Source organism: Microbulbifer mixtoriginis (SeqCode), assembly GCF_052467235.1.
This window is the reverse complement of the sequence record NZ_CP174305.1, coordinates 2,012,501-2,039,028: the sequence shown is the minus strand read 5'-3', so window position 1 is coordinate 2,039,028 and position 26,528 is coordinate 2,012,501. Positions and strand designations below refer to the sequence as shown.

Below are 26,528 nucleotides of genomic sequence, written 5' to 3'. Positions count from 1 at the left end.
TGTATTAATACTTCAGACGCCGCGGTGGGGGTTGATGTTCCCACAGGTGTTCACCGAGAGCCTATCCGGGAAGTGTAGGAGATGCAGCCCCGCGGAGCTGGGTGCGCCGCGGAGCCATTGAAGCAGTTGTGGCTTAGAAAATAAACCGCACGCCGGCTTCGATACTGCGGCCTGGAGCCGGGGCATAGTCGCGCAGCAGAGAGGTGGAATTGCGGATTTCTTCGTCGAGCAGGTTGCGGGCGCTGGCGAAGAGCACCGCGTCGCTGCCGCCGATATTGAGGTTGTACTCGGCGCTCAGATCCATGCGAGTGTAGCCATCGGTGGGCTCCTCATAGGCACCGGCGCGGTCCTGGTCCGCCGTCTGTACGGTGCGCCACTCCCAGCCCCACTGATCGTACTCGGCCCCCAGGGCCAGGCCCATACGCAGCGGCGGCATACGTGGTACATCGGAGCTTTCGCCGGCGATGGCATCATCGAAGCTGGCACGCACCATATCGCCAAACAAGGTGACATAGTGGCCTCCCTGTAAGGGGAAGGTCACCGAGGCCTCGGCACCGTAGAAAGTTGCATCGCGGTTGGCATAGGCATAGACCGGTAATTCCTCTTCCTCACCGCCGGTGTTTTGCGCGTAGATATAGTCACCGATCTGGTTGTAGAACACACTGGCCTCAATACGCGCAGCGTGCCAGCCGTTGGCGGCTTCGTTGTGGTGGTGATAACCCAGTTCCAGGTTAACGCCGTTCTCTTTATCCAGCTGGTTGTTGCCCAAGAGGTAGCGGGATTCTGCCAGGTGCGCTCCGTCGGCAAACAGCTCCTCGGCCACGGGCGCGCGCTCGGAGTGGGTAGCGCCGAAACTGATATGCTGGTGCTCGGCGAGGAAGTACTGCAGCGTCGCGCTGGCGCCGATCAGGTTGTAATCGCGGTCGCTGGCGGTTTCCGGATCTATATCCACTCGCTCCAGGCGGGCGCCCAGATCCAGGTGCCAGTTACCCCACTCGCGCTCTTTCATGGTGAAAAAGCCAGCGCTGCGGGAGCGCGAAGGCTGGATAAAGGCGTGGCCACCCACTGCGGCAAAGTCTTTGTCGGTCAATTGCAGGCCGTAGGCCCCGCGCCAGCCGTTGCCGGCATCGTGGGTTATTTCAACCCGGCTCTCCCAGGCCTCGTTGGTGAAGCGGGTGCCCGGATTACCGGCATCCAGCTCCACATGCTCATAATCGTTGTAGCCGATGCGCAGGCTCAGTTTGTCCCAGTAATCGCCGTCGAAGCGGTGCTCACCTTTCAGGTCATAGCGGGTTTGCACCAGGTCGATACGTACCGCATCGATCTCACCGGCCTCGGCGTGCTCCTCGTGTTCATCATGGTCGTGATCATCGTGGTCTTCACCCGCATGGTCCTCATCGTCATGGTGATGCTCATGGGTGCCCAGGGGGATGCCGTAATTGTTTTCCAGTCGGTTTACGGAGAAACCGATAAAGCCGCTGTCGGTGATCCAGGAAACGCCACCGCTATAGCTGTGGGCGCGGGCATTGGTGTTGCCCACGAAGCCATCGGTATTGAAGGCCTCTTCGTGTTCGCCTTCTTCGCCGGCGTGCTCTTCATGATCATGGTGTTCTTCATGTTCACCGTGCTCAACGATAGCGAGGCCCGGGATTTCGGTATTGTCATTTTCCCGGTAGACACCGTCCACATACCAGGCCAGCTGCCCGGCGCCACCGGTGAAGCGAAATACCGAGGCATCCTGATTGTCGGCGCTGTTGTGGCGCAGCTCTACCGCGCCTTCCATTTTCTCGGGCACGGCGGTGGGAATGCGTCCGTCGGTAATATTCACCACACCGCCCACGGCGCCACTGCCGTAACGCAGGGCGGCGGGGCCGCGCAGTATCTCAATGCGCTCGGCCAGTAGGGGTTCGATGCTGGCGGCATGATCGGCGCTGGTATTGGAGGCGTCGGATACATCCAGGTTGTCACTGAGTATTTTTACCCGGTTGGCGCTTTGGCCGCGGATAACCGGCAGGCCGACGCCGCTGCCGAAGGAGGCATTGGCGACGCCGGGCTGGTCTTGCAAAGTCTGGCCCAGGGTTGCGGCTGCTGATTTGCGCAGTGCGTCGCCGGAGAGAATAGAAACTGGTGCCGCCACAGCATCGGCGGGTTTATCCAGCGGCGATACGGTAACGTTGACCTCTTCCAAGGGCGAGTTGTATTCAGCGGCGTAAATAGTGGGCGCAGCCAGGCTGGCAATGGCCAGGGCCAGAGTATTGAACTTGATCATTTGTTTTTTTATGTCCTGTCACAGGCGGATGCTGCCGTACGCGCACAGGCGCGGGCATCCACAAAAATAAATTGTTGGTTTTTTTAGGGTTAGCTGAGAGACAGGGACAGGGGAGGGGCGCGCGCGCTCTGGCGCTCCGGCTGGCGATCGCGCGCTGCTAGCGCAGAGGGCCGGTTGTAGTGACTTTGGGGCTCAGCCTGAACGAGCAGTGGCTCGCTGCCGAGTGCTGCGGGTGAATGCATGCAGCACAGGTCACACAGTTCCACCTGGCTGTTACCAAGATGGAAGTGCTCCGCCCACAGCGGCTGAGCTGCTACTAATGCAAGTAGCAGGAACAGGCTGGCCCAGTAATGGGATTTTCGGCGCTTTAAGGTAACCATACCGCGCATGATAGGTGCTTACGGTTACGAATCAAGTTTCATCTGACACTAGCGAACCACAGAGGGCATCATTCATCTTATAATCTGCGCCCTCTGTCTTATTGCTCATAAAAGGAACGCTTTCGATGCGCAAGGCTAGCGTCACCCGCGACACACTGGAAACCAAGATTCAAGTCAGCGTCAATCTGGACGGCCAGGGGCACGGCCAGTTTGCTACCGGCGTTCCTTTTCTCGAGCATATGCTCGATCAAATTGCCCGTCACGGCATGATCGACATGGATATTCATTGTGATGGGGATACCCATATCGACGACCACCATACGGTGGAAGATATCGGTATTACCCTCGGCAAGGCCATTACTCAGGCGCTGGGGGACAAGAAGGGGATGACCCGTTACGGCCACAGTTATGTCCCCCTGGATGAAGCTCTCTCCCGCGTGGTGATCGATTTTTCCGGCCGCCCCGGTCTGGTGATGGATGTGCCTTTCACTCAGAAACGCATCGGTAATTTTGATACCGAGTTGTTCTATGAATTCTTCCAGGGCTTCGTCAACCACGCATTGGTAACAGTACATATCGATTGCCTGCGCGGCCACAACGCCCACCATCAGGTAGAGACAGTATTCAAGGCCTTCGGCCGCGCCCTGCGCATGGCGCTCACCCTGGACCCGCGCATGGCTGGCACCATGCCCTCTACCAAGGGGGTGTTGTGATGGGCAAGATCGCGGTCCTCGATTACGGTATGGGCAACCTGCACTCGGTTGCCAGTGCTCTGGATAAGGTGGCGCCGGAAGCAGAAGTGGTACTGGCGCAAACCCCGCAGCAGGCCCAGGGGGCGGAGCGTTTGTTGGTACCGGGGGTGGGCGCCATTCGTGACTGTATGGCGGGATTTGTTGACGCGGGCTTTGCGCCGTTGCTCAAAGACGCTATCGCCGCGGGTACACCGGTATTGGGTATCTGCGTGGGTATGCAAATCATGATGCGCCACAGCGAGGAGAATAACGGTATCGATTGCCTGGATATCTTCCCGCAACCGGTGAAGTTTTTTGGCAAGGACCTGCCGAGAGTTGCCGCGGGTGAACGTTTAAAGGTTCCACATATGGGGTGGAACCGGGTGCAACAAACCCGCGAGCATCCACTGTGGGCCGGTATCGCCGATGGCAGCCGCTTCTACTTTGTGCACAGTTACTATGTGCCGGCTGATGATAATCGGGATCTGGCTGGGCGCACCGATTATGGTGTCCCCCTGGCGGCTGCGGTGGCGCGTGAGAATATCTTCGCCACCCAGTTCCACCCGGAAAAGAGCGCCGAGACTGGCCTGCAATTACTAAAGAACTTTGTCAGCTGGAATGGCCGGGCCTAAGCCCAGCAGACCTTTCCTGACATCAATAACTACCGCCGACGAAAGACAGAGCATGATTGTAATTCCCGCTATCGACTTAAAAGACGGCCAGTGTGTGCGCCTGCGCCAGGGCGAGATGGACAACGCCACCGTATTTTCCGATGATCCCCTGGCTACCGCCCAGCACTGGGTGGACCAAGGGGCCAAGCGCTTGCACTTGGTCGACTTGAATGGTGCCTTTGCCGGCAATCCAGTCAACGGTGAAGCTGTAACTGCCATTGCCAAGCAATTTCCCACATTGCCGGTACAGATCGGCGGTGGCATCCGCGACTTGCATACTATCGAGCGCTATCTGGATGCCGGAGTGAAATGGGCCATTATCGGCACCGCCGCGGTGAAACAGCCGAAACTGGTCGAGGAGGCCTGCCGCGAATTCGAAGGCCACGTAATTGTCGGGCTCGACGCCAAAGATGGCCTGGTGGCTACTGAGGGCTGGGCCGAGGTGTCGGAGCTAAAGGCCACCGAGCTGGCCAAGCGCTTCGCGGATTGTGGTGTCAGCTCCATTGTGTACACCGATATCGCTCGCGACGGCATGATGCAGGGCGTCAATATCGAGGCCACTCTGGAAATGGCTCGTGCGGTACAGGTGCCGATAATCGCCTCCGGTGGTGTCAGTAGCATTGAGGATATCGAGCAGCTGTTGGAAACCGGTGAGATCTACGGCGCGATTACCGGTAGGGCGATTTATGAGGACAAGCTGGATCTGCGCGCGGCGCAGCAGCTCTGCGATCAACGGAGCAAGTAATGGCACTGGCGAAACGTATTATTCCCTGCCTCGATGTCGATGCCGGGCGCGTGGTAAAGGGCGTTAATTTTGTCGATATCCGCGATGCCGGCGACCCGGTGGAGATTGCCCGCCGCTACAACGAGGCGGGTGCGGATGAAGTTACCTTTCTCGATATCACCGCTACTCACGAGCAGCGCGACACCCTACTGCACACCGTGGAAAAAATGGCCCACGAGGTGTTTATTCCACTTACCGTGGGTGGCGGTGTACGTACCCTGCAGGATATCCGCAACCTGTTAAATGCCGGCGCAGACAAGACCGCGATCAACTCCGCAGCGGTGAAAAATCCCGAGTTTGTGCGTGAGGCCGCAGAGCGTTTTGGCAGCCAGTGCATCGTAGTGGCGATTGACGCCAAACAGGTGGGGGAGAACCGCTGGGAAATATTCACCCATGGCGGGCGCCAGCCCACCGGCATAGACGCTGTGGCCTGGGCTCGGCAGATGGCGGAGTTGGGTGCTGGGGAAATACTGCTCACCAGTATGGACCGAGATGGCACCAAGAACGGTTTTGATTTGGCCCTGACCCGCGCGGTCAGCGAGGCGGTGCCAGTGCCGGTCATTGCCTCCGGTGGCGTCGGCAATCTCCAGCACCTGGCCGAAGGTGTTCTGCAGGGCGGCGCCGATGCGGTGCTGGCGGCCAGTATCTTCCACTTTGGAGAATACAGCATCGCCGAAGCCAAGGCGTTTATGCAGGAAGCGGGAATAGAGATGCGAGTTTAGCCTGCGGGCTGACGAAGGCTGGATGTCACTGCTGGGGCGGATGCGCTGGCGGCGGGCTTGAGCCCGCCGCGCGCCAGTTACTACTGTTTATCTGCGCGGGCAAAGCGTTCGCGCAGACCCCGGTCCCTGTGAGCGTAGAGATTCAGCCCTTTAAGTACATTGAGTGCTTCGAAGATCTGGTTGTCGCGATCCATCCAGTTGTCGCGCTCTCCCTCTTCCCGTTCCCGCGCGCGGTCTTCCGAGGTGCGATCAGCCCCGCCGTTGCCATTGTTCAAATGGCCAGCCAGGTCCGCCTCGGTGGGGCGCTGCATATCTTTCAAACGGGTGATCTTGGCCCTTTCCACAACAATATCTGGCGTGATGCCCTGGGCCTGGATGGAGCGGCCATTAGGGGTGTAGTAGAGCGCGGTGGTGAGTTTGATGGCGCGTTCGCTATTGATAGGTATCACGGTCTGTACCGAGCCCTTGCCGAAGCTGTCGGTGCCCATCACCACGGCGCGGCGATGGTCCTGCAGGGCTCCGGCGACAATTTCCGCCGCCGAGGCGGAGCCGGCATTGATCAGCACTACCAGCGGGGCGCCTTCGGTGAGGTCGCCGGGTTCGGCGGAGTAACTCAGGTTGGCAGCCTCATTGCGGCCTTCGGTGTAGACCACCAGCCCTTCCTCAAGGAAGGCGTCGGCCACTTCCACCGAAGACTGCAGCACGCCGCCGGGGTTGTTGCGCAGATCGATAATCAGGCCTTTGAGCGCCCCTTTCTTTTGAAGTTTGATCAGCTCTTCCGCCACATCGGCGCCGGTATCCAACTGAAACTGGCTGATGCGCAGATAGCCGTAGCCTTCATCGAGCACCTTGCTGCGCACACTGCGCACACGCACGGTGTCCCGCTTGAGGGTGACGTCGAAGGGCTGTTTGCGGCCCTTGCGGGCGATAGTCAGGGTGACGCTACTGCCTTTGGGGCCGCGCATCCATTCCACCGCCTCATCGAGGCCGACCCCCTTCATGGATTTGCCGGAGAGGCGCAGTATCACATCACCGGCTCTGAGACCCGCGCGCGAGGCGGGAGTGTCATCCATGGGGGTGATCACAGTGATATGGTCATCTTCGATACCCACCTCAATCCCCAGGCCGGCAAATTCTCCGGTGGTGTTGGCCTGTAGATCGTCGAAAGAGCGGCGGTCCAGGTAGGAGGAGTGGGGATCGAGTCCTTGCAGCATACCTTTGATGGCGTACTCCAATAGGGTGCGATCATCCACTTCTTCCACATAGCCCTGACGGATCTGTTCGAACACCTTGGCGAAGCTGCGCAGGTCTTCGAGGGGGAGGCGCCCGCTGTTCTCGGTGGCGAGATTGGGTTGTTGGCCACCTTCGCTGAGACCCATTAACGGCAGGGCTGTGAGGGCGGCGGCTCCGAGAAATGTGGTGAGCGCCTTGGAGATGAACATATTGTTGTGACCTCTGCCTTATTTCTTCGCTGCTTTGCGAAAGTGTAGACCGCAGAGATTGGCAGGGATTCTAATGCGCCGCCAAATTCTACTGTGCCACAGGCTTAGTCGTGAAAAGCCCAACTGCCTTACAACTCCCTTTTGCGCTGGTGCACAAGTCCGGCGTCAGGGGAAAAAATGGGCGTATCGTCGCAGAAGAGAGCGGCAAAGTGTCAGCCACGGCACCAGCCGGTAGGATCGCGGGCCTGGCCGCGATGGCGTATTTCAAAATAAAGCCCACTGTGGGTGAGGCCGCCACTGTTGCCTACCCGAGCGATAGTGTCACCGCTCTCCACCCACTCACCGACATTGCGGCTGAGGGATTGGTTGTGTGCATAGAGGCTCATATAGCCATCGCCATGATCGACAATCACCAGCATGCCGTGGCCGCGCAGGTAATCGGAAAAGACGACGCGCCCGCGGTGGATTGCCTGCACGGGCTCCCCCTCGGCGGCGCGAATAATCACCCCCTTCCAGCTGATTCCATTGGCGCGGCGCTGTCCATAAGCATTGGCGCGGCGGCCCTTGACCGGCCACTGTAATTTTCCCCGTTGCTTTGCGAAGGGTTTGTGCTGGTCCGGATTTACCAGGGTGGCGATTGCGCGCCCGACTTCATCGATCAGGGTCTGCAGGCGTTTTCGGTCCCCTTGCAGTTGCTTGAGTTCACCACCGCCATTGGCGAGCCGCGCCGCGAGTTTTTCCAGGGTGCGCTTGCGTGTTTGTTGCGCGCTGCGCAATTTGTCCTGGCGCTCCTGTAGCTGTGCCCGTTCCGCCTGCAGGCTATTGCGCTCGCGCTCGATCGAGGCGGAAACCGTTTCCAGCGAGGCGAGGGTTTGCAGGTAGTTGTCGATAACGCGGCTGCGTTCTTGGAGGAAGTAATCGTGGTAGCGAAGTTGGCGGGCGATATTCTGTGGATTTTGTTGGTTGAGAAGGAGCTTGATCTGTTCTTGTCGGCCCAGTCGGTAAGCGGCGGCGATCTCCTGCTCGACCCGCCGCTGCATACTTCGTCGCGCTTCTTGCAGCTGCTTCTGCTCTCGCTGCAGTTCGCGCAGCTTGTCCGTGCGGCTGCGCATATCCCGCTTGATCTGGTCTATGCGCTGGTACAGCCCGGAGATATCTTTCTCGTTCTCTTCCAGATCCTTGAGCAACTGGTCGCGCTGGCCGCGCACCTGGTTGAGCTCCTGTTGCAGGGAGTCGATGCGCTGCTTGATTTCCGCGAGGCGTGCCTGCTGGTCCGCTTCCGCCTGGCTCCAGGCGGGCAGTGACAGCAGGGCAATCAGGAAGAGTACGAGAGTTTTCATCAGTCCATTTTTACCAAACTGTGGCCGGTCATTTCCGCCGGCTGTGGCAGATCCATCAACGCTAACATGGTTGGCGCCACATCCGCCAGACTGCCTCCGTCACACATTTGCACATTGCGTTCGCCGATGTATACAAAAGGCACCGGCAGGGTGGAGTGCTGGGTACTGACCTGACCGGAGTTAGTGTCGAACATCTCTTCCACATTGCCGTGGTCGGCGGTGATCAGCACTTCGCCACCGGCGCTCAGGGCTGCATCCACGACACGCTCAACACATTGGTCCAGGGCTTCTACCGCTTTTACTGCCGCTTCAAAAACACCGGTGTGGCCGACCATATCGCCGTTGGCATAGTTGCAGATAATGGCGTCGTACTCGCCGCTCTTAATCGCCGCGACCAGCTTGTCGGTTACTTCCGGCGCGTTCATTTCCGGCTGCAGGTCGTAGGTGGCTACGTCCGGAGACTTGATCAGCTCGCGGGTTTCGCCGTTGTACGGCTCCTCGCGGCCGCCGCTGAAAAAGAAAGTCACGTGGGCGTATTTTTCGGTTTCGGCAATGCGCAGCTGGGTCTTGCCCTGGGCAGACAGATATTCACCGAGGGAATTCACCAGGTTTTCCGGTGGGAAAGCGCAGCTTGCGTGGATGTCTGCGGCGTATTCAGTGGTCATGACAAAGTCTGCCAGCTTGGGCTGGGCCTTGCGCTCGAAGCCGCTGAAGTCTGCTTCGGTAAAGGCGCGGGTCAGTTGGCGTGCTCGATCTGGGCGGAAGTTCATAAAGATCAGAGCATCGCCATCTTTGATGGGAGCGGGCTCGCCGATCACTGTCGGCGCAACGAATTCATCATTTTCACCGCGCTCATAGGCGGCAGCTAATCCCGCCAGGGCGTCAGTGGCTTTGTGTCCTGCGATACCCAGGGTGAGCATGTCGTAGACAGATTCGGTGCGCTCCCAGCGCTGGTCGCGATCCATAGCAAAGTAGCGGCCTGCCAAAGTGGCCATATGGGCATTGCCGACGGTGTCGCACACCTGCATCAGGCGCGCGATGGAGGGCTCGGCGCTGCGCGGCGGCGTGTCGCGGCCATCGAGGAAGGCGTGTACGTAAATGGCGCGGGCTCCGCGCTGGGCCGCCAGGGTCACCATCGCGACGATATGGTCCTCGTGGCTGTGTACGCCGCCCTCGGACAGCAGTCCCATAATATGTACCGCGCCGTTGTTGGCGATGGCCTTATCTACCGCAGCGGTGTAGGCGGTATTGCGGAAGAAATCGCCGTCCTGAATGGCCTTATTGATACGGGTGAAATTTTGGTAAACCACACGGCCGGCTCCCAGGGTCATGTGTCCCACCTCGGAGTTACCCATCTGCCCTTCGGGCAGACCCACCGCCATACCGGAGGTCTGGATCAGGGTCTTGGGGCGCGTCGCCCAGATGTTGTCCCACACTGGGGACTTCGCGGCGCGAATGGCGTTGTACTCGGCATTGTCGCTGTGGCCGAAGCCGTCCAGAATCAGCAGGATCAAGGGGCGTTTGTGCGGGGCTTGCGAAGCGGCCATAGCGACGGATTTCCTCTATCGGGTGGTTTGGATTGCGGACGCGGATTTTAACCCGTTCGGCCATCGTTTAACTACGTCGAATAGTGTTGGGTGAGTCCATTTGAGTCTATATCCATGCCGTTGGAGTATGATTTTGCTGGTTAGAAATTCGCCACAATCGTGTATACTCCCGCCAGCTTTGGCGCAGCTGCGCCGTAACGATAACCACGATGGATTTTGGGGGCGGAGTGGATTTTTTCGTTTTTTTAAGTGAGCAATGGCTGCTGGTCGGCCTGCTCGTGGCACTGCTCTATGCGCTGGTTTTGAGCGAGCGTTACAAGGCGGGCGTACCGGTTTCCCTGCACGAAGTGACCCGGCTGATCAACAGTGATGGGGCCAAGGTGCTGGATGTGCGCGATCGCAGCGAGTTTACCGCCGGGCATATTGTCGATGCACTGCATATCCCCCACGGGGAAGTGGCCGAGCGATTCGCCGAGCTGGAACCCTTTAAAGATAAGGTGGTGATTGTCGCCGATAAAATGGGTCAGCACGCAGGTCCTGCGGGCCGCCTGCTTAAGCAGAAGGGCTTCCAGGTACGCCGCCTACAGGGCGGTATGAGCGAGTGGAGTAATCAGAATCTGCCCCTGGTCAAAGGCAAGGGTTAGCTCAGTAGTTTTATAGATGGCTTTAGGCGGAGTTTTATTATGCAGGATGTAGTCATCTACACCACCCGTTTTTGTCCCTACTGTATTCGCGCCAAGCAGCTGCTCGACAGCAAGGGCGTGAATTATCGCGAGATTGCGGTGGACAATAAACCTGAGCTGCGCGCACAGATGGCGGCCAAGGCTGGGCGCCGGTCGGTGCCGCAGATTTGGGTCGGCGACTTCCATGTGGGCGGTTGCGATGATCTGATGGCCCTTGAGCGCAGCGGTAAGCTTAACGGCTTGCTTAAGTCAGCTGGCTGATAAAGGTTGACGCCGCGTGCCTCACGCGACTCTTTATATTTGCTATTAATCCGGTCCGGGCCTTGAAACGGTATTTGCAGGCCCCAATCTGAAGGCTCATACAGGGAGTCTTTCTCACGGAAGGCATCAATAAACTTTTTATAAAAACAGGCAGTAACATGGCTGAAGAATTAAACGGCGCGGCAAACGCAGAGGCTCCACAAGTACAATTCGCGATGCAGCGCATCTACCTGAAGGATCTCTCCTTCGAGACTCCCATGGGCGTTGAGGTTTTCAAGAAACAGTGGAAGCCCCAGGTAAATCAGGAGCTGAACACCAAGACCGCCAAGGTTGAAGAAGACCTGTACGAAGTGGCACTGACGCTCACTATCACCGTGAAGCTGGAAGAAGACACGGCTTTCCTGGTGGAAGTGAAGCAGGCTGGTCTGTTCGGTATCAAGGGACTGGAAGGTCAGCAGCTGGCTCAGGCCCTAAATACTGCCTGCCCACAGATCCTGTTCCCATACGCTCGCGAAGTGATCGACAACGCGGTTGTTAAGGGTTCTTTCCCGGCTCTGATGCTGCCGCCGGTCAACTTCGACGCCCTGTTTGCCCAAGCCCTGAATCAGGCGCAGCAACAAGCGGAAGGCGCACAGGCTAACGCGGACGCATAATCCGGTCAGCTTGCAAAAAAGGTCCCATCAGGGGCCTTTTTTTATATCTGCTATTTGTCCACTTAGCAGGATTAGTAGAAATAAATACCAGTTATTTGTGAGATCCAGCGGGGGCTGCCTATGCAATGGGATTTACCCAATCCCTTTATCCACAGAGTCAGGGTAAGTGCTGAGCATGTGGATGGATTACACCATGCCAATAATGCCGAGTATGTGCGTTGGTGCGAGGCTACCGCCTGGGCCCACAGTGCCGCATTGGGTCTGGATGTCATAAATTACCAGGACCTCGACCGGGGAATGGCCATTCGTCATGGGCAGTATGACTATATACTGGCGGCGAAAGAGGCGGATGAACTGGTATTCGGCACCTGGCTCACCGAGGTGGATGGGCGCTTGAATATGACCCGCCACTTTCAAGTCTTTCGCGCCGCCGATGGAGCATTGGTATTGCGGGCCCAGTGGCGGTTGGTATGCATCGAACTTTCCAGTGGTAGACCGAAGCGCATGCCGGCGATCTTCAAGGAAATTTACAGTCCGGCAGTGACTGCCCCGGAGGCTGAAAAAAATGAGTGAAGAGTTTGTAACCCTGACAGAAAATACAGGGGCGCTTAAGGACAAGACCATCTTTATCACTGGCGCTAGCCGCGGTATTGGCCGTGCCATAGCGCTCAAGTGCGCGGCGGATGGCGCTAATATTGTGATCGCTGCCAAGTCTGCAGAGCCCCACCCAAAGCTACCCGGCACCATCTTCTCAGTAGCGCAGGAGGTGGAGAGCGCTGGCGGTAAGGCCTTGGCCCTGCAGGTGGATGTGCGCGATGAGCAGCGGGTGCAGGAAGCGATGGCGCAGGCAGCCGACAAGTTTGGTGGTATCGATGCAGTGATCAATAACGCCGGCGCGATCAACCTGAGTAATGTCGAGTCCACCCCGCCCAAGCGTTACGATCTGATGCAAGACATCAACAGCCGCGCAGTGTATCTGACGGCGCACCTGGCGATTCCCTACCTGAAGAAATCGGATAGCGCCCATATCCTCAGCCTGTGTCCACCGCTCAACCTACAGCCCAAGTGGCTGGGGCCTTTTGCGCCCTACGCACTGTCCAAGTTTGGCATGACTATCCTCAGCCTGGGATTAGCGGAGGAGTTGCGCGAGGCGGGGGTTGCCGTTAATACTCTGTGGCCGCGCACTCTGGTGGCTACCGCCGCCATTGAGTTTGCCGTGGGTAGCCGCGAGATGTTTGAACAGAGCCGCAGGCCGGCGATTATGGCCGATGCTACCTACGAAGTACTGATCACCAAGGAAGCCGCCTTGAGCGGGTGTCAGCTGATCGATGAGGAACTTCTGGTGGAACGCGGGGTAAAAGATTTTACCGACTATGCCCACAACCCCGATAATGCGGGGGACCTGACTAAGGATTTATTTTTGGACTGACGCTGGCGGGGGGTACTTCATGAGCGGCGACAGCAAGTTATTCAAAGACGCTCTCGGTGAGCTGGGAGATGTGAAACCGCTGGTGCAGGAGCGCCGCGTCACCCTGCGCAAGGAGAGCGAGCCATCCGAGCGTATCTTGCGCGAGCGCCGTGCTGCTGCGACGCGTTTGACCGAGCGCGAAATGAACCCCCTTTCCGGTGAGTATATTGAGCTTGTGGCGCCCTGGGACCCTATCGAATTCAAGCGCGATGGGGTGCAGAACGGTGTGTATCGCAATCTGCGCCTGGGCAAGTACACGGTGGATGCACGTCTCGACCTGCATCGTCACTCGGTGGAAATGGCGCGCAGCGCCGTTGTGGAGTTTGTGCGTGATTGTGTCGAGGCGGATGTACGCTGTGCGCTTATTACCCACGGCAAGGGAGAGGGCCGCAAGCAGCCCGCACTTTTGAAAAGCTGCATCTATCACTGGCTGCCGCAACTGGATGAGGTGCTGGCATTCCACAGCGCGCAAAAACAACACGGTGGTATGGGCGCTACTTACCTTTTGCTGCGCAAAAGCGAGCGCAAGCGTCAGGAGAATCTGGAAAGGCATCAGCGGCGCTTTTGAGGTCCGTTATGTCATTTTTCTGTCATCTGTGAGAACTATGATGCGGGCCGAGGCTATCCAATGCGATTGCGCATCTGACTCATCTTTTTGATTCTTCTTGATTGTAATATTGGCGACCCTTTGGGTCGCCTTTTTTATGACTGCGCTACAGGCATTGGTATCGGGAATTCAACGCATAATGTCATCGACCCGGTTAAATTCTAGCCGTGTGGATTTGTCATTGCTGCTCAAGATCAGCTTGTCACCCACCACTTCGAGAAAACGGGTTTTGCGCAGGGCTTTCAGGTAGTCGGCCTCTAGTTCATCACTGGGGCGGCGGTTCCCCACTCTGGAGATAATCGGCGACCTGGGCCAGGAAAGTTCGCCGCTGCTCTCGAGAGAAAAACGCCCCAGATAGGGATTGATGCCACCGTTACCCCGTACGTAGCCGAAGCGATCACAGGTAAAGAATGGGCGCTCGCGCCAGAACTTTTTCCACAGCAGTGTGTACTCGTAGGTGTTCTCGCCATCTCGGAGGTTTGAGAGTATCCAGTCGTGCTCACAGGCAGACCACGCTGGCTGTTTGGGGGGCTGGGGAGTGGGCTCCCTGAAAGACATACACCCGGAAAAAAGCAGGCTCAATACGGCTGGGACCACAAGCTGCAAGCGTAAGTGAGATCGCGGCATGATGTCGTTCTCATTGTTTTTGCGACATTTAATCGTAAAAGCTATCAGTGGTCTGTGGTGGTGTTCAAGATCCTGCCCTGACATATTCAATATAAATATCGCCAGAGGCGTCGCGAAGGATCAAACGCTTGCCGCGGGACTTGGTAAATGCCTGGCGAGTACCGGCCAGGGCGCGCAGGTAGGCATTTTCCTGCTGCAGTAGGATCTCCGGGCCGCTCATCTTGGTCGAGGCGAAGCTGGAACTGTCCCACAACATCAGGCCGTTTTCAGTTATCTGCAGCTCGCCACGGTAGGTATTAATACCGCTGCGCCCCATCACATTGCCATCGAGATTACACACGAAAGTAAAATCTGCAGGCTTCTGGATCGGTACCGCAGCGCCGTTAATACGCAGGCGTACCAGCTGCCACTTCTTATTGCAGACTGAACTTGCAGTTCCCGCACTCTGCACAACTCGGGCTTCTTCCGCACTATTCGACAGGCATCCACCAATGACCAGTAGGGCCCCTAGCAGCCACAGTTGCACCAACCTGCTCATCGGCGAGTTACTCCCTGACCCTTGCACCTACAATCTCAAACGGGCCTGTCGCTTTAGCCTATAACCCGCTCTATGCAAAGCTTAGTCGCTGGCCTCTGTTGAGAGACGACAGGTGTGACAAGCTATGCTTCACCTGTGAAAGCGAGTGCTATCCGGGCAGTAAAACGAGGCTAGGTGCGGCATGATCCGGCGGACAAAAATAGTCGCAACACTGGGTCCCTCAACCGATAAGGGGGACACCCTGGGGCAACTGGTCGCCGCCGGGGTGAACATCGTGCGCCTGAATTTTTCCCATGGTGAAATCGACGAGCACCGCCGCCGCGCTGAGCAGGTTCGGGCAGAGGCCGCTCGCCAAGGGTGTCATATCGCCATATTGGGTGATCTTCAGGGGCCGAAAATTCGTGTGGGCAAGTTCACCGATGGCGGTGTGCATCTCAGCACTGGTGCCGAGTTTACTCTGGACCCCACTTGGCCAAGGGAGCAGGGCAGCAGCGCCGGGGTTTCGGTGGATTACGCCGAGCTGGCCGAGGACTGCCGCCCAGGAGATACCCTGCTGCTGGACGACGGGCGACTCAGTCTGCAGATCAAGAAAATTGATGGCAGTGCGGTTATCACTGAGGTACTGGATGGGGGCAGGCTCTCCAATCGAAAAGGAATTAACAAGCGGGGCGGTGGCCTCACCGCGCCTGCATTAACGGACAAGGATTTGTGCGATATTCAAGTTGTCGCCGATCTGCAGCTGGACTACTTGGCGGTGTCCTTTCCTCGCGATGCGCGGGATATTCATAGGGCGCGGGAGCTTCTACAGCAGGCGGGGGGTAGTAGCCAGATTGTCGCCAAGATTGAACGGGCCGAGGCGATCTCTTCTGATGAACACTTGCAGGAGCTGATTCTGGCGAGCGATGTCATCATGGTGGCACGCGGCGATCTGGCAGTAGAGATTGGCGATGCGGAATTGATGGGGGTGCAAAAACATTTAATTCGTTTTGCCCGCTATCTGAATCGCACGGTAATTACGGCAACACAGATGATGGAGTCAATGATCTCCAGCCCTGTGCCTACGAGGGCGGAGGTGTGTGATGTCGCCAATGCGGTATTGGATGGCACCGATGCGGTAATGTTGTCGGCGGAAACCGCCAGCGGGGACTACCCGGTGGAGACTGTTCGGCATATGGACGAGGTAATTATTGGGGCGGAAAAACACCGTGCAACACAGCGCCCTTCGGATAGTTTGCGTGGCAATTACCCTGCCGGGGATGCCTGTATCGCCATGGCTGCCATTACCATTGCCAATCACTGTCGAGATATCAAGGCTATTATCTGCCAGACAGAAACGGGCAACACAGCTCTTTTGATGTCCAGGGTTCGCGCAGCCATTCCGATTTACGCCTTTTGTCGGCACCGTAGAGTTTGTAACCGGGTTGCCCTTTATCGCGGCGTCGATCCGGTTTTAATGGCGGTGGCGGGGATGGATGGCCCCTCCCGTGACCACAAGGCAATCGACCATTTGAAGCAGCGCAGTCTTTTAAAATCGGGGGATTTTGTCTTGGTTTCCCGTGGCTATCGACAAGATGCCGGCGGCCAGACTGATACCCTACGGGTCGTAAGAGTTGGGTAAGCATTTTTTCCGCTCTGGGCGAAAATTCAATTTTTATTTTTAAATCGAAATCCCTACTTTTTTATCTGTATTTTTCTGGCATTTAATAAATTCGTTTTTAGCCGGAACGTGCGCAGCGCACTAGAGTTTTTGTTTCCAGTTCCTGTTCAACGCAGTGAAATTTTTTTCCGTTGAGTGATAAAGATTTTGGGGTGCCCTGTGATTTAGTTGTGGAACAGCCGGTAATGCTTATTACCAGTGTCACAGCAAGCAGTTTCGGCAGGAGTTTCTGCACTGCACTTACCTCGCAAGGTTTACAGGATTCGTTTTCTTAACTCAGGGTAGTGGTAATAGCTGTCAAAGTGAGGAAAAGAACGCCAATTTGCAAAAAGTAGCGACAGAGCTGTTGAATGGCTAAAGATAAAACAGGCGTTGGTACCCAGTGAGTAAACTCGCCGGTCACTATTGTGGAGTGGATGTGAGTTATCGAAGAGAGATTTTTCTGATCACTCTTTTTTTTGCGTGCAAATAAGTAATCGAATATTTCTAAATGATTAATTCAAAGTTATTAGCGGACCAATTTAAAATTTGTATTGATGTTGTTTTGTGGATTGGTGAGTCCGCAAAATACCAGTAATGTTATTGATCTGTACCGGCATTTTGCGGGCAAAATGAAATATCTGGATTTCAGCTATTTCAAGGCTGGATTAATAGCAGCTAAACGCTAGCGTCTTCTATGGTGATATCCACCGCGGACGCGATGGTGTCCACGCACTCTATAACTGCGGTGGCTGCGATATCCTCGGTGGCCGCCGCGATAGTAACGGTGCTGGGCACGATAGCGGATTTGTGCAGCACCGGGGGAGTTAAAGCGGTTGTAGTAGGGAAGCCCGCGATAAAAGTACCTGGCCCGGTAGCGGGGGTTGCCGCGATAACCTGGTGCGCGGTAATAGGAATAGGCACCGCGATAATAATAGCCATAGCGCGGGGTTGCCCGGTAATACTGGTAAACCGGTGTGCGGTAAGAGACATAGATATTACTGGAGGGATAGTAGTTCGGGGTTGCGTAAGGGTAAACAAAGGAAGATGTGTAGGCCACTCCCCCTCCTCTGTAGTAACCGCCGTAGTAGCCACCGCTATAGTAACTATCGGTTGCACAGGCACCTAAAGTTAGGGCCGTGCATACCGTGACGGCAATAAAAGCCGTCTTAACAGCTCTATTCATAGTGCAATCTCCGGTAAGCGAAAGTTCCCCCCGGAGAGGCCCGGCAGGGGCCAAGCCCCTTTATGTGTGCCAAATGGGCGCACACAGAATTTCTTTCTCAGTAGGGCCTGGCCTGGTAGGGCGGATCCGGCAGATCAATTACCTGGTAACTTGTGTTCACCACCGCGGGCGGCCTCAGGCGATAAAAATTCCCATCCCAGTAAAAGTTGCAATGCTGCATGTTGTGGCAGGTTCCATCGGGGTGGCAGTGGGCATAGCGGCCCCGTAGGTTGTAATATGACTTGCTGTAATAAGGGCTATATCCGTAATAACTGGCTGAGCAGTCATAGCCTCCCCCGCAGGGATAACCTGTCCCGTTACAGGCTGACAGGGCAAACCCTGTGGCAATAGCCAGCGCGTAGCCCGAGTGGCGGAGCAGCCGAAGCGACAGCGGTTTCATCTAGACCTCCACACCTTTTGGCGGGTAAAACGTCTAATTGTCAGCCTAGCACTTTTGGCGCAAATTTCCTCACAAAGAAAAAAAATTGTTCTAGCAGTACTTGATAAAGAAAAGCTTGTCTCTTTACTGATTTTTTTGTTTTAAATCGCGACCGTGGACAAACAGCTACTTTAGAGTCGCTGTTGCTGGCGGACCAAAGACAGAGAAAAAAATACCGGGATTTAGGCCCCGGTATTTAGTAACGAAATCTTCTATAAAAATTAATTTATAGAAATTAAAGGAAATTAATGACTGCTTGGGAGCAGGGCTGGATCAATGGATTCCAGGTAGGCGCCGCTGCTCAGCAACTGCTTTGCCTCTTCAATATCCGGGGCAAAGTAGCGGTCCTTGTCATAGAAAGGTACTCGGGCGCGAAGTTTTGCCTTGGCGGCCTCCAGTTTTTCCGTGGATTTTAACGGCGCGCGGAAATCCAATCCCTGGCAGGCCGCGAGTAGCTCTACCGCCAGGATGCCACAGGTATTGTCGGCCATATCCCTTAGGCGACGGCCGGCAAAGGTGGCCATGGATACATGGTCTTCCTGGTTGGCGGAGGTGGGCAGTGAGTCCACGCAGGCAGGGTGCGCCATGGATTTGTTCTCACTGGCAAGTGCCGCTGAGGTGACCTGGGCGATCATAAAGCCGGAGTTCACCCCGCCATTTTCCACCAGGAAGGGAGGCAGGCCCGATAGGTTACTGTCGATCAGCAGCGCCATGCGACGCTCGGATAGAGAGCCGATTTCTGCCAATGCCAGCGCCAGGTTGTCGGCGACCATAGCAACAGGCTCTGCGTGGAAGTTACCACCGGAAATAATGTCGGAGTTATCCGGATTTTCCTCATCGGTAAATACCAGCGGGTTATCGGAAACACCATTTGCCTCGGCCAACAATACTTCGGCAGCGAAGCGCATCTGCTGCAGGCAGGCACCCATGACCTGAGGCTGACAGCGCAGGGAGTAGGGGTCCTGCACTTTTTCACAGAACTGGTGGGAATCACCGATCTGGCTGGTTTCACCGAGCAGGTCCCGATAAATTGCCGCTACGTCGCGCTGAGCCTGTTGGCCGCGGGCGTTGTGAATACGATCATCGAAGGGGCGGCGTGAGCCCTTGGCGGCTTCCAGGGTAATGGCACCGGTTACCAGGGCGCCAGCGAACAGGTCTTCACTGGCGAACAGGCCGAGCAGGGCAAAGGCGGTAGAAGCCTGGGTGCCATTTAGCAGGGCGAGGCCCTCTTTGGGAGCAAGGGTAATGGGCTCTAGCCCCGCAGCTTTGAGGCCTTCGTGAGCACTCTTGCGCTCGCCCTTGATAAATACTTCCCCTTCACCGAGAAGTACCACGCTCATATGAGCCAGCGGCGCCAAATCGCCAGAAGCGCCGACAGAGCCTTTCTCAGGGATAGCGGGGTAGACACCGGCATTGACCAGTTGCATTAAAGCTTCGATAACCTGCGGGCGCACGCCGGAGAAGCCGCGCGCGAGCGAGTTGATTTTCAACACCATCAGCAGACGCACGGTGGCTTCACTCATAAAGTTGCCGGTACCGGCGGCATGGCTCAGTACGATAGCGCGTTGCAGGTTTTCCAGGTCGTGCTTTTCAATACGGGTGTTGGCCAATAAACCAAAACCGGTATTAATTCCGTATACCGTTCGCCCTTCGGTAATAACCTGGGCAACGGTGTGGGCAGAGGCTTCAATAGCGGGATAGGCGCTTTTCGCCAGGGACAGCTGCACCGACTCGCGGGCTACGCGGCGCAGTTGCGCAAGGCTCAATTGACCGGGATCGATTTCCAATTGATACATAAATTCATTCACCAAAAAATATTTACTGCTTAGCAGGCTGTTGAAAAACAGCCAGCGCGGGCGGTGCGAAAGCGCCTGCCGTAAAATCAAGCACTGCAAATGCTTGATTTGAGTGCCCATCTTTGTGGAAATGTGCCGCAAAGGTGGCTTGAAAAAGTCGCTTGTTGGCTTTTTCAACACCCTGTTGGGCGCCGGCGGCGCAGCCCGATCAAAGTTATTCGGGCTGTAAAAGATTTCCGCCGGCGGTATTTTTATTGCGGTAAAAAATCAGTCGTTCAGCATGGGCAGGTCCAGGCCCTGCTCTTTTGCACATTTTTTTGCAATCTCGTAACCGGCATCGGCGTGGCGCATTACGCCGGTGGCGGGATCATTCCAGAGAACCCGTTCGATACGTTTGCGCGCAGCTTCGGTACCGTCACAGACAATGACCACCCCAGAGTGCTGGGAGAAGCCCATGCCTACGCCACCACCGTGATGCAGGGATACCCAGGTAGCGCCGGAGGCAGTGTTCAGCAGGGCATTCATCAGCGGCCAGTCGGAGACAGCGTCGGAGCCATCCATCATGGCTTCAGTTTCGCGGTTGGGGCTCGCTACAGAGCCGCTGTCGAGGTGGTCGCGGCCGATCACTACCGGTGCTTCCAATTCACCGTTGGCTACCATCTCGTTAAATGCCAGTGCCAGGCGCGCGCGATCTTTCAGGCCCACCCAGCAGATACGTGCGGGCAGTCCCTGGAAGTGAATCCGCTCGCGGGCCATATCGAGCCAGTTGTGCAGCTGTGGATTGTCGGGAATCAGTTCTTTAACCTTGGCATCGGTCTTGTAGATATCTTCCGGGTTGCCGGACAGGGCTGCCCAGCGGAAAGGACCTACACCTTCGCAGAACAGAGGGCGAATATAAGCGGGTACAAAGCCGGGAAAATCGAAGGCATTTTCTACACCTTCCTCGAGAGCCATCTGGCGAATATTGTTGCCGTAGTCGAGGGTCGCGGCTCCGCGCTTTTGCAGCTCCAGCATGGCTTCAACCTGAACCGCCATAGACTGTTTGGCTGCCTTTACTACTGCGGCTTCATCTTTCTTGCGCATCTCCGCAGCGTATTCCATGGTCCAGCCCTGGGGCAGGTAGCCATTTAAAGGATCGTGTGCGGAAGTCTGGTCGGTAACCGAATCCGGCAGAATATTACGTTTTACAATTTCCGGGAAAATATCTGCTGCGTTGCCCAGCAAGCCAACGGAAATGGCTTCACCTTTTTCCATCGCGGCTTCAATCATTTGCAGGGCTTCGTCGAGGCTGGTGGCTTTTTTGTCGACATAGCCAGTACGCAGGCGGAAATCGATTCGAGTTTCGTCACACTCTACGGCGATCATGCTGAAACCGGCCATCGTCGCCGCCAGTGGCTGAGCGCCACCCATGCCGCCGAGGCCGCCGGTAAGAATCCATTTGCCTTTCGCTTCGCCATTAAAATGTTTGCGTGCGACTGCGGCAAAGGTTTCATAGGTACCCTGGACGATGCCCTGGGAGCCGATATAAATCCAAGAGCCGGCAGTCATCTGGCCGTACATGGCCAGGCCTTTTTTATCCAGCTCGTTGAAGTGTTCCCAGTTGGCCCAGTGGGGTACCAGGTTGGAGTTGGCAATTAATACCCGTGGTGCATCGGCGTGGGTTTTAAAGACTCCGACGGGCTTGCCGGACTGCACCAGCAGGGTTTCGTCGTCTTCCAGGCGCTTCAGCACCTCGACAATCTTGTCGTAGCACTCCCAATCCCGCGCGGCGCGGCCGATACCACCGTAAACCACCAGGTCTTCCGGGCGTTCAGCTACTTCGGCGTCCAGGTTGTTCATCAACATGCGCAGGGGAGCTTCGGTGAGCCAGCTTTTGGCATTGAGCTCACTGCCGCGAGGCGCGCGGATTTTGCGGCTGGGGTCGTGGCGTTTATCAGCAGACATACATTCCTCTCAAATTATTTGTTAAAAATTCTTGCGCCCTATGATTGGCAATCCAGTGTTGCCGGGACGTATGAGATACATGCAGAAATTAGAATCTCAGCTGTGCCCCCAGGCGGTAGCGTTTACCCGGGTGCACCAGGCGGGCAAAGCTCACAGTGCCGGCGCTACTCTTGGTACGCCGCCACACCTGTAGGCAGGCATCGCCGGTGGCGATCTCCAGTGCGTAGGCAATAGAAGCTTCTGCTGCGATTGCCTCAACCGTGGTATCCGCCTCGGTCAATGGTGCGACCCTGGAAAGATAGGCGTTTGGCGTGGTGTGGGCGAAATCCTGTTGTAAGTATTCGGGAGCCAGGGCCGGATTGGTAAAGCGCTCTTCCCACTGAATGGGAACGCCGTTATCACAGTGCACAATAATGGTGTGAAAAACCTTGGCTTGTTCCGGCACTTCCAGGGCACGGGCTACTTCGGCATTAGCCATACAATGTTGTGCCAGCAAAATTCGATTGCTGTAGCTGTGGCCGCGTGCGGAAATTTCATCAGCAATATTGCGCACTTCTAACAGGGAGCCAGCCGGTACTGGTTCGGCCACAAATGTACCGAGCCCCTGGGAGCGCATCAGCACCCGCTCATCGGTCAATTCACTTAAAGCGCGTCTGGCGGTCATACGGCTGACACCGAATTCCTGCGCCAGCTGATTTTCTGAGGGCACTTGGAAATGCACAGGCCAGCTGCCGTTTTCGATGTTTTGCCGGATATGGCGCTTGATCGCCGCGTAGCGGGGTTCGCTTGCAGTATTCATACTCGGGTTTAGTGCCTTTATGGCTTGTATATGGTTGTATATACAAGAAATAATAGAAGCTACTATGGTTGTCCTAAAGATGACTGTCAAGCCGGGGCGATGGTCTGTATGCTGACTGCCCAAATCCCGCTCGGTATTGCACTGGGCATCTATGGTTAAAGAAGGAAAAGCGCGCCGCTAGAAGCTTATGACAGAACGCTGTGACCTACTGATTACGAATATGAACGCCGCTACCATGGACCCTTCGATTGCCGGGGGCTACGGTGCTGTAGAGGATGCCGCAGTGGCGGTAACCGGCGGCAAGATTGTTTGGCTGGGGCCGCGTCGCGAGTTACCGGACTGTGCTCCAGATAAGGTGATCGACGGTGAGGGGCAGTGGTTGACACCGGGCCTAATCGATTGCCATACCCATCTGGTTTACGGCGGTCACCGCGCCGGAGAATTTGCGCGCCGCCTGGGCGGGGAGAGCTATGAAGAAGTAGCCCGTTCTGGTGGTGGCATTATTTCCACTGTGAGGGCCACTCGTGCCGCCAGTGCTGAGGAATTATACCGTTTGTCGGAGCCCCGCCTTCGCGCCTTGATGTCCGAGGGGGCCACCACTGTCGAGATCAAATCCGGCTATGGCCTGGATCTGGATACGGAGTTGAAGCAACTGCGCACCGCTCGCCGTTTAGCGCAGCACAATTCGGTGGAAATCGTTACCACCTGTTTGGCCGCTCACGCCCTGCCGCCGGAATACGATGGTCGTGCTGATGAATATATCGATTTGATTTGCGAGCAGATATTGCCGGCAGTTGCGCGCGAGCAACTGGCCGATGCGGTGGATATGTTCTGCGAAACCATCGGCTTTACGGTAGAGCAGTGCCAGCGGGTAATTGATGCCGCCAAGCAGTTGGACATGCCCATTAAAGTGCATGCCGAGCAGCTGGCACGCACTGGCGCCACTGAGATGGCAACCAAAGCCAGCGCCCTCTCCGTAGATCATATTGAATATATTAGCGATGCGGATGTGCTGGCCATGGCTGAAAGCGGCACCGTGGCAGTTTTGCTCCCTGGAGCTTTTTATACATTGCGCGAGACCCAGATGCCACCGGTAGAGAAACTACGCGAGGCGGGGGTTTGTATGGCCCTGTCCACCGATCTGAATCCCGGTAGCTGCCCTATCGGTTCTCTGCGGTTAATGATGAATATGGGCTGCAACCTATTTGGTCTTACCCCAGCGGAGGCGTTGGCCGGGGTGACTCGCGCAGCCGCGCGCGCCTTGGGGCTCTGCTGTTCCCGCGGAGTACTGCGGCCCGGATTGCGCGCAGATATGGTGTTATGGCCGATGGATACCCCAGATCAGCTGGCCTATGAATTTGGCGCGCTGAAACCCGCACAGATTTTCCTGGGAGGTAAAGATGTTACAGCTGGCTGATATGCGCTTGTGGAGTGGCCGCACAGACAGTGAGGACGGTCGCGCCGGGGAGCGTTGGCACCAACGTGTTTCGCCGCTGCAGCTGGATAACCCCCCTGGAATTGCCATCCTCGGTTTCGCCTCGGATGAAGGTGTGCGCCGCAATAAAGGGCGTATTGGCGCTGCGAAAGGGCCGCGAATCCTACGCTTGGCGACTGCCAATCTGCCCGCCACCTTTGATTTACCTCTTTATGATGCCGGCAATGTGCGAGTCGATCGTGAGGATTTGGAGTCCGCACAGGCACTACTCGGTGCGCGTATCAATGAGTTGCTGGCTAACGGACACTTTCCCCTGGTTTTGGGGGGTGGACATGAAATCGCGTTTGGTAGTTATCAGGGCATAGCGCGATGGATGCGCGAGCTTCACCGAGAGAAGACCCTGGGTATTATCAATTTTGATGCCCATCTGGATTTGCGCATTCCTTCACCCAAGGGTTCCTCGGGTACACCTTTCTATCAAATTGCGGAACAGTGCCAGATCAATGGCCGCCCTTTCAATTATCTCTGTGTCGGTGCTGCCGATAATGCCAATACGCCGGCGCTTTACAATCGTGCCGATGAACTGGGTGCAGAAGTCATTCGCGATCGAGAAATTAGCAGCTGGAATCTGGATAAAATAAAACAGCAGATCAGGGACTTTACCGATAAGGTGGACTTTGTGTACCTCACAGTATGCCTGGACGTATTACCAGCAGCAGTAATGCCTGCGGTCAGTGCCCCCTCTGGGCGTGGAGTCCCACTGGAATTACTCGAAGAGCTGCTGGATACCGTTCTGGACTCAAACAAGGTTTGCTTGGCGGATATGGCCGAGTTTAATCCCTATTTCGATATTGAAGATCATGGTGCGCGCACTGCAGCAAGGTTGGTTTTCCAAATAACCAATGGGGCCGCGCGCTCAACTCGCCAAGAGTAAGAGGGTAAAGTGGCCTGTAAGGCTGCCAGGGGTTGGCAGCCTAATGCTTCTAAACCGTAATATGCAGCCTCACGGTAATATTATTGCGGGTTGCATTGGAGTAGGGGCAAACTTCCTCGTGAGCTTTTAAGGCCACGCGTTCAGCTACCACCTGATCCATGCCCGGTAGCTCTATATAGAGATCAACTTCCAGCCCAAAGCCTTTCCCGCTGGGTCCTATGCCAACTTCAGCTCGCACACTGGTATCGTTCGGTGTAGCGACCTTTTCCTTGTCCGCAACAAATTTCATTGCGCCGATAAAGCAAGCCGAATAGCCTGCCGCAAATAATTGCTCAGGGTTGGTACCACTTCCGCCATCCCCGCCCAGCTCTTTGGGAATACTGAGCTTTACGTCTAGGGCGCCATCCGACGAAGCCGCCTGTCCATCACGTCCACCTGTCGCCGTGGCGACTGCCGTATAGAGAGTCTTCATAAGTGTGTCCTCAGAAATTCTGCAGACCAAGTGTAGTTGTCTTGGCTTGTGTCGGTATGTAAAGCCTGAGTAAATCCGAGTTATCGGATCAAACGAAGATATGGACACTTATTGAGAAAGTAGACGAAATTTTTTGTAAGGTTCTTGGCGTCGCCGGTACAGTAATCATTACAAAAAAATGGAGTAACCGGTGGATTTACGGGATCAATTATTTCAGCAGGCGATAAGCGAGTATGCCGAGGGTATCTCCCGAATAGCGCGCAGCTATGTGCGCACTACTGCAGAACATGAGGATCTGCTCCAGGAGATATGGTTGGGTTTATGGCGAGCGTTACCCTCCTTTCGAGGGGATGCCAGCTTGAAAACCTTTGTCTATCGCATTGCTCACAATCGTTGTGTAACCGAAATAGCAAGAAGAAAACCTCAACATGCGGGTGAGGAGGAATTGATGACTTTACCAGACAATCAAGCGGGCCCAGATGAGCGCCTGGCGGAAGAGCGTAAGTCAGAGCGCCTACTAAATGCGGTTAAAAAACTACCACTGGGCCTGCGTCAAACCCTGACCCTGCGTTTAGAGGGGTTAAGCTATACGGAAATTTCAGAAGTGCTTGGTATCAGTGAAAGCAATATTGCCGTGCGCTTGAATCGAGCAAAAGAACGGCTGAATATCTGCTTGTCAGGAGGTGAGTAATGAATAAAGCGAGCAGTGAAGATCAGTGGTCCGAACTGGAAACTTTATGGAAGCAGCAGCGGGTTAGTACAAAAGTGCCTACTGCCATATTGAAGTGGGTACGTCGTCAGGAGCGGCGTATGCGTTTTGTGATTATTTCCGAGGTTATCACATGGATTGTCTTAGCGCTTTTTATAGTCAAGACAGTACTGGAAAGAAACCTAGCAGATGTATCTATCAGGTTATTCTTTGTATTTAGTATCTTTGCGTTGGGGATTGGATTTTCAATAGTAAATCGACGTGGTTTATGGGGACCATTGGAAGAAACCGCAAAAGCTTATATTGATTTAGCATTATTAAGATTGCGTCGAAAACGAAGGGAGATAAATTTTTGTTGGTTTTATTTATTGATTCAACTTGTAATATTTGCAGTCTGGCACTTCATTTCAATTGAA

At 55.8% G+C, this 26,528-nt stretch carries 28 protein-coding genes (1 of these 28 cut by a window edge); 15 read left to right on the top strand and 13 right to left on the bottom strand.

Annotated elements, in window-relative coordinates:
* Window positions 1-133: 133 nt before the first annotated feature.
* Both ACJJIO_RS08930 and ACJJIO_RS08925 read right to left on the bottom strand, forming a co-directional pair.
* A complete protein-coding gene (locus tag ACJJIO_RS08930; protein WP_444910782.1) occupies window positions 134-2,269 on the bottom strand; it encodes a TonB-dependent receptor in 2,136 nt (711 codons plus the stop codon).
* A gap of 89 nt (window positions 2,270-2,358) precedes the next feature.
* Complete coding sequence (locus ACJJIO_RS08925; RefSeq protein ID WP_444887518.1) at window positions 2,359-2,658, bottom strand: hypothetical protein; 300 nt, start codon at window positions 2,656-2,658, stop codon at window positions 2,359-2,361.
* A gap of 116 nt (window positions 2,659-2,774) precedes the next feature.
* On the opposite strand from ACJJIO_RS08925, the gene hisB reads away from it, so the two are divergent.
* The 4 genes from hisB to hisF are packed head-to-tail and all read left to right on the top strand — an operon-like array spanning window position 2,775 to window position 5,557.
* Complete coding sequence (gene hisB, locus ACJJIO_RS08920; protein ID WP_444889094.1) at window positions 2,775-3,362, top strand: imidazoleglycerol-phosphate dehydratase HisB; 588 nt, start codon at window positions 2,775-2,777, stop codon at window positions 3,360-3,362.
* Window positions 3,362-4,012, top strand: coding sequence for an imidazole glycerol phosphate synthase subunit HisH (gene hisH / locus ACJJIO_RS08915; protein ID WP_444899532.1), 651 nt, complete (start codon window positions 3,362-3,364; stop codon window positions 4,010-4,012). Before hisB ends, hisH begins: the two co-directional genes overlap by 1 nt.
* Window positions 4,013-4,064: 52 nt before the next feature.
* The gene (gene hisA, locus ACJJIO_RS08910; RefSeq protein ID WP_444910781.1) at window positions 4,065-4,796 is read left to right on the top strand and encodes a 1-(5-phosphoribosyl)-5-[(5-phosphoribosylamino)methylideneamino]imidazole-4-carboxamide isomerase; all 732 of its coding nucleotides are present in this window, start codon (window positions 4,065-4,067) and stop codon (window positions 4,794-4,796) included.
* Window positions 4,796-5,557 carry an imidazole glycerol phosphate synthase subunit HisF gene (hisF, locus tag ACJJIO_RS08905; protein WP_444883129.1) on the top strand — a complete coding sequence of 254 codons (762 nt, stop codon included), beginning with the start codon at window positions 4,796-4,798 and terminating at the stop codon, window positions 5,555-5,557. The genes hisA and hisF overlap by 1 nt, the downstream gene beginning before the upstream one ends.
* A gap of 80 nt (window positions 5,558-5,637) precedes the next feature.
* On the opposite strand, the gene ACJJIO_RS08900 is transcribed toward hisF, so the two are convergent.
* From ACJJIO_RS08900 to gpmI, 3 genes are all read right to left on the bottom strand, one after another.
* Window positions 5,638-6,999 carry a S41 family peptidase gene (locus ACJJIO_RS08900; protein WP_444883128.1) on the bottom strand — a complete coding sequence of 454 codons (1,362 nt, stop codon included), beginning with the start codon at window positions 6,997-6,999 and terminating at the stop codon, window positions 5,638-5,640.
* A 212-nt stretch (window positions 7,000-7,211) separates the two neighbouring features.
* Complete coding sequence (locus ACJJIO_RS08895) at window positions 7,212-8,339, bottom strand: murein hydrolase activator EnvC family protein (RefSeq protein WP_444883127.1); 1,128 nt, start codon at window positions 8,337-8,339, stop codon at window positions 7,212-7,214.
* Window positions 8,339-9,886 (bottom strand): 2,3-bisphosphoglycerate-independent phosphoglycerate mutase, encoded by a 1,548-nt coding sequence (gene gpmI, locus ACJJIO_RS08890; RefSeq protein ID WP_444910780.1) that lies wholly within the window; start codon window positions 9,884-9,886, stop codon window positions 8,339-8,341. The genes ACJJIO_RS08895 and gpmI overlap by 1 nt, the downstream gene beginning before the upstream one ends.
* Window positions 9,887-10,113: 227 nt before the next feature.
* On the opposite strand from gpmI, the gene ACJJIO_RS08885 reads away from it, so the two are divergent.
* The 6 genes from ACJJIO_RS08885 (at window position 10,114) to smrA (ending at window position 13,519) form a co-directional block, all read left to right on the top strand.
* A complete protein-coding gene (locus tag ACJJIO_RS08885; protein ID WP_444883125.1) occupies window positions 10,114-10,530 on the top strand; it encodes a rhodanese-like domain-containing protein in 417 nt (138 codons plus the stop codon).
* Between the two features lie 39 nt (window positions 10,531-10,569).
* The gene (grxC, locus tag ACJJIO_RS08880) at window positions 10,570-10,830 is read left to right on the top strand and encodes a glutaredoxin 3 (protein WP_444887513.1); all 261 of its coding nucleotides are present in this window, start codon (window positions 10,570-10,572) and stop codon (window positions 10,828-10,830) included.
* A gap of 158 nt (window positions 10,831-10,988) precedes the next feature.
* Window positions 10,989-11,483 (top strand): protein-export chaperone SecB, encoded by a 495-nt coding sequence (gene secB, locus ACJJIO_RS08875; protein WP_444883123.1) that lies wholly within the window; start codon window positions 10,989-10,991, stop codon window positions 11,481-11,483.
* Window positions 11,484-11,603: 120 nt separating this feature from the next.
* Window positions 11,604-12,056, top strand: a complete 453-nt coding sequence (locus ACJJIO_RS08870) for an acyl-CoA thioesterase (protein ID WP_444883122.1) — start codon at window positions 11,604-11,606, stop codon at window positions 12,054-12,056.
* Window positions 12,049-12,912, top strand: coding sequence for an SDR family oxidoreductase (locus ACJJIO_RS08865; protein WP_444910779.1), 864 nt, complete (start codon window positions 12,049-12,051; stop codon window positions 12,910-12,912). Before ACJJIO_RS08870 ends, ACJJIO_RS08865 begins: the two co-directional genes overlap by 8 nt.
* A gap of 19 nt (window positions 12,913-12,931) precedes the next feature.
* Entirely contained in the window at window positions 12,932-13,519 is a 588-nt protein-coding gene (gene smrA / locus ACJJIO_RS08860; protein WP_444883121.1) for a DNA endonuclease SmrA, read from the top strand.
* A 168-nt stretch (window positions 13,520-13,687) separates the two neighbouring features.
* On the opposite strand, the gene ACJJIO_RS08855 is transcribed toward smrA, so the two are convergent.
* Together ACJJIO_RS08855 and ACJJIO_RS08850 are read right to left on the bottom strand one after the other, a co-directional pair.
* On the bottom strand, window positions 13,688-14,185 hold the full coding sequence (locus ACJJIO_RS08855) for an META domain-containing protein (RefSeq protein ID WP_444883120.1): 498 nt from the start codon (window positions 14,183-14,185) through the stop codon (window positions 13,688-13,690).
* Between the two features lie 64 nt (window positions 14,186-14,249).
* Window positions 14,250-14,723, bottom strand: coding sequence for an META domain-containing protein (locus ACJJIO_RS08850; protein ID WP_252083757.1), 474 nt, complete (start codon window positions 14,721-14,723; stop codon window positions 14,250-14,252).
* Window positions 14,724-14,904: 181 nt separating this feature from the next.
* On the opposite strand from ACJJIO_RS08850, the gene pyk reads away from it, so the two are divergent.
* Window positions 14,905-16,341 carry a pyruvate kinase gene (pyk, locus tag ACJJIO_RS08845; protein WP_444910778.1) on the top strand — a complete coding sequence of 479 codons (1,437 nt, stop codon included), beginning with the start codon at window positions 14,905-14,907 and terminating at the stop codon, window positions 16,339-16,341.
* A gap of 703 nt (window positions 16,342-17,044) precedes the next feature.
* On the opposite strand, the gene ACJJIO_RS08840 is transcribed toward pyk, so the two are convergent.
* The 5 genes from ACJJIO_RS08840 to hutC form a co-directional block, all read right to left on the bottom strand.
* The gene (locus ACJJIO_RS08840; RefSeq protein WP_444883118.1) at window positions 17,045-17,545 is read right to left on the bottom strand and encodes a hypothetical protein; all 501 of its coding nucleotides are present in this window, start codon (window positions 17,543-17,545) and stop codon (window positions 17,045-17,047) included.
* Between the two features lie 97 nt (window positions 17,546-17,642).
* Window positions 17,643-17,984 (bottom strand): hypothetical protein, encoded by a 342-nt coding sequence (locus tag ACJJIO_RS08835; RefSeq protein WP_252083753.1) that lies wholly within the window; start codon window positions 17,982-17,984, stop codon window positions 17,643-17,645.
* 284 nt (window positions 17,985-18,268) lie between these two features.
* Window positions 18,269-19,939, bottom strand: a complete 1,671-nt coding sequence (gene hutH, locus ACJJIO_RS08830) for a histidine ammonia-lyase (protein WP_444910777.1) — start codon at window positions 19,937-19,939, stop codon at window positions 18,269-18,271.
* A gap of 147 nt (window positions 19,940-20,086) precedes the next feature.
* Window positions 20,087-21,763: a urocanate hydratase gene (gene hutU, locus ACJJIO_RS08825; protein ID WP_252083751.1), complete on the bottom strand. Its 1,677-nt coding sequence runs from the start codon at window positions 21,761-21,763 to the stop codon at window positions 20,087-20,089.
* Window positions 21,764-21,851: 88 nt separating this feature from the next.
* Window positions 21,852-22,562 carry a histidine utilization transcriptional repressor HutC gene (gene hutC / locus ACJJIO_RS08820; RefSeq protein WP_444883115.1) on the bottom strand — a complete coding sequence of 237 codons (711 nt, stop codon included), beginning with the start codon at window positions 22,560-22,562 and terminating at the stop codon, window positions 21,852-21,854.
* 187 nt (window positions 22,563-22,749) lie between these two features.
* Between hutC and hutI the strand changes: the two genes are divergently transcribed.
* Both hutI and hutG read left to right on the top strand, forming a co-directional pair.
* Complete coding sequence (hutI, locus tag ACJJIO_RS08815) at window positions 22,750-23,979, top strand: imidazolonepropionase (RefSeq protein WP_444910776.1); 1,230 nt, start codon at window positions 22,750-22,752, stop codon at window positions 23,977-23,979.
* Complete coding sequence (gene hutG / locus ACJJIO_RS08810) at window positions 23,963-24,931, top strand: formimidoylglutamase (protein ID WP_444910775.1); 969 nt, start codon at window positions 23,963-23,965, stop codon at window positions 24,929-24,931. Before hutI ends, hutG begins: the two co-directional genes overlap by 17 nt.
* 49 nt (window positions 24,932-24,980) lie before the next feature.
* On the opposite strand, the gene ACJJIO_RS08805 is transcribed toward hutG, so the two are convergent.
* On the bottom strand, window positions 24,981-25,403 hold the full coding sequence (locus ACJJIO_RS08805; RefSeq protein WP_444910774.1) for an organic hydroperoxide resistance protein: 423 nt from the start codon (window positions 25,401-25,403) through the stop codon (window positions 24,981-24,983).
* 190 nt (window positions 25,404-25,593) lie between these two features.
* Between ACJJIO_RS08805 and ACJJIO_RS08800 the strand changes: the two genes are divergently transcribed.
* Both ACJJIO_RS08800 and ACJJIO_RS08795 read left to right on the top strand, forming a co-directional pair.
* Window positions 25,594-26,094 carry an RNA polymerase sigma factor gene (locus tag ACJJIO_RS08800; RefSeq protein WP_444910773.1) on the top strand — a complete coding sequence of 167 codons (501 nt, stop codon included), beginning with the start codon at window positions 25,594-25,596 and terminating at the stop codon, window positions 26,092-26,094.
* Window positions 26,094-26,528, top strand: the 5' portion of a protein-coding gene (locus tag ACJJIO_RS08795) for a hypothetical protein (protein ID WP_444910772.1). Its footprint extends 159 nt past the window's final position; only the first 435 of its 594 coding nucleotides appear in the window; its start codon is at window positions 26,094-26,096; the stop codon falls past the right edge of the window. The genes ACJJIO_RS08800 and ACJJIO_RS08795 overlap by 1 nt, the downstream gene beginning before the upstream one ends.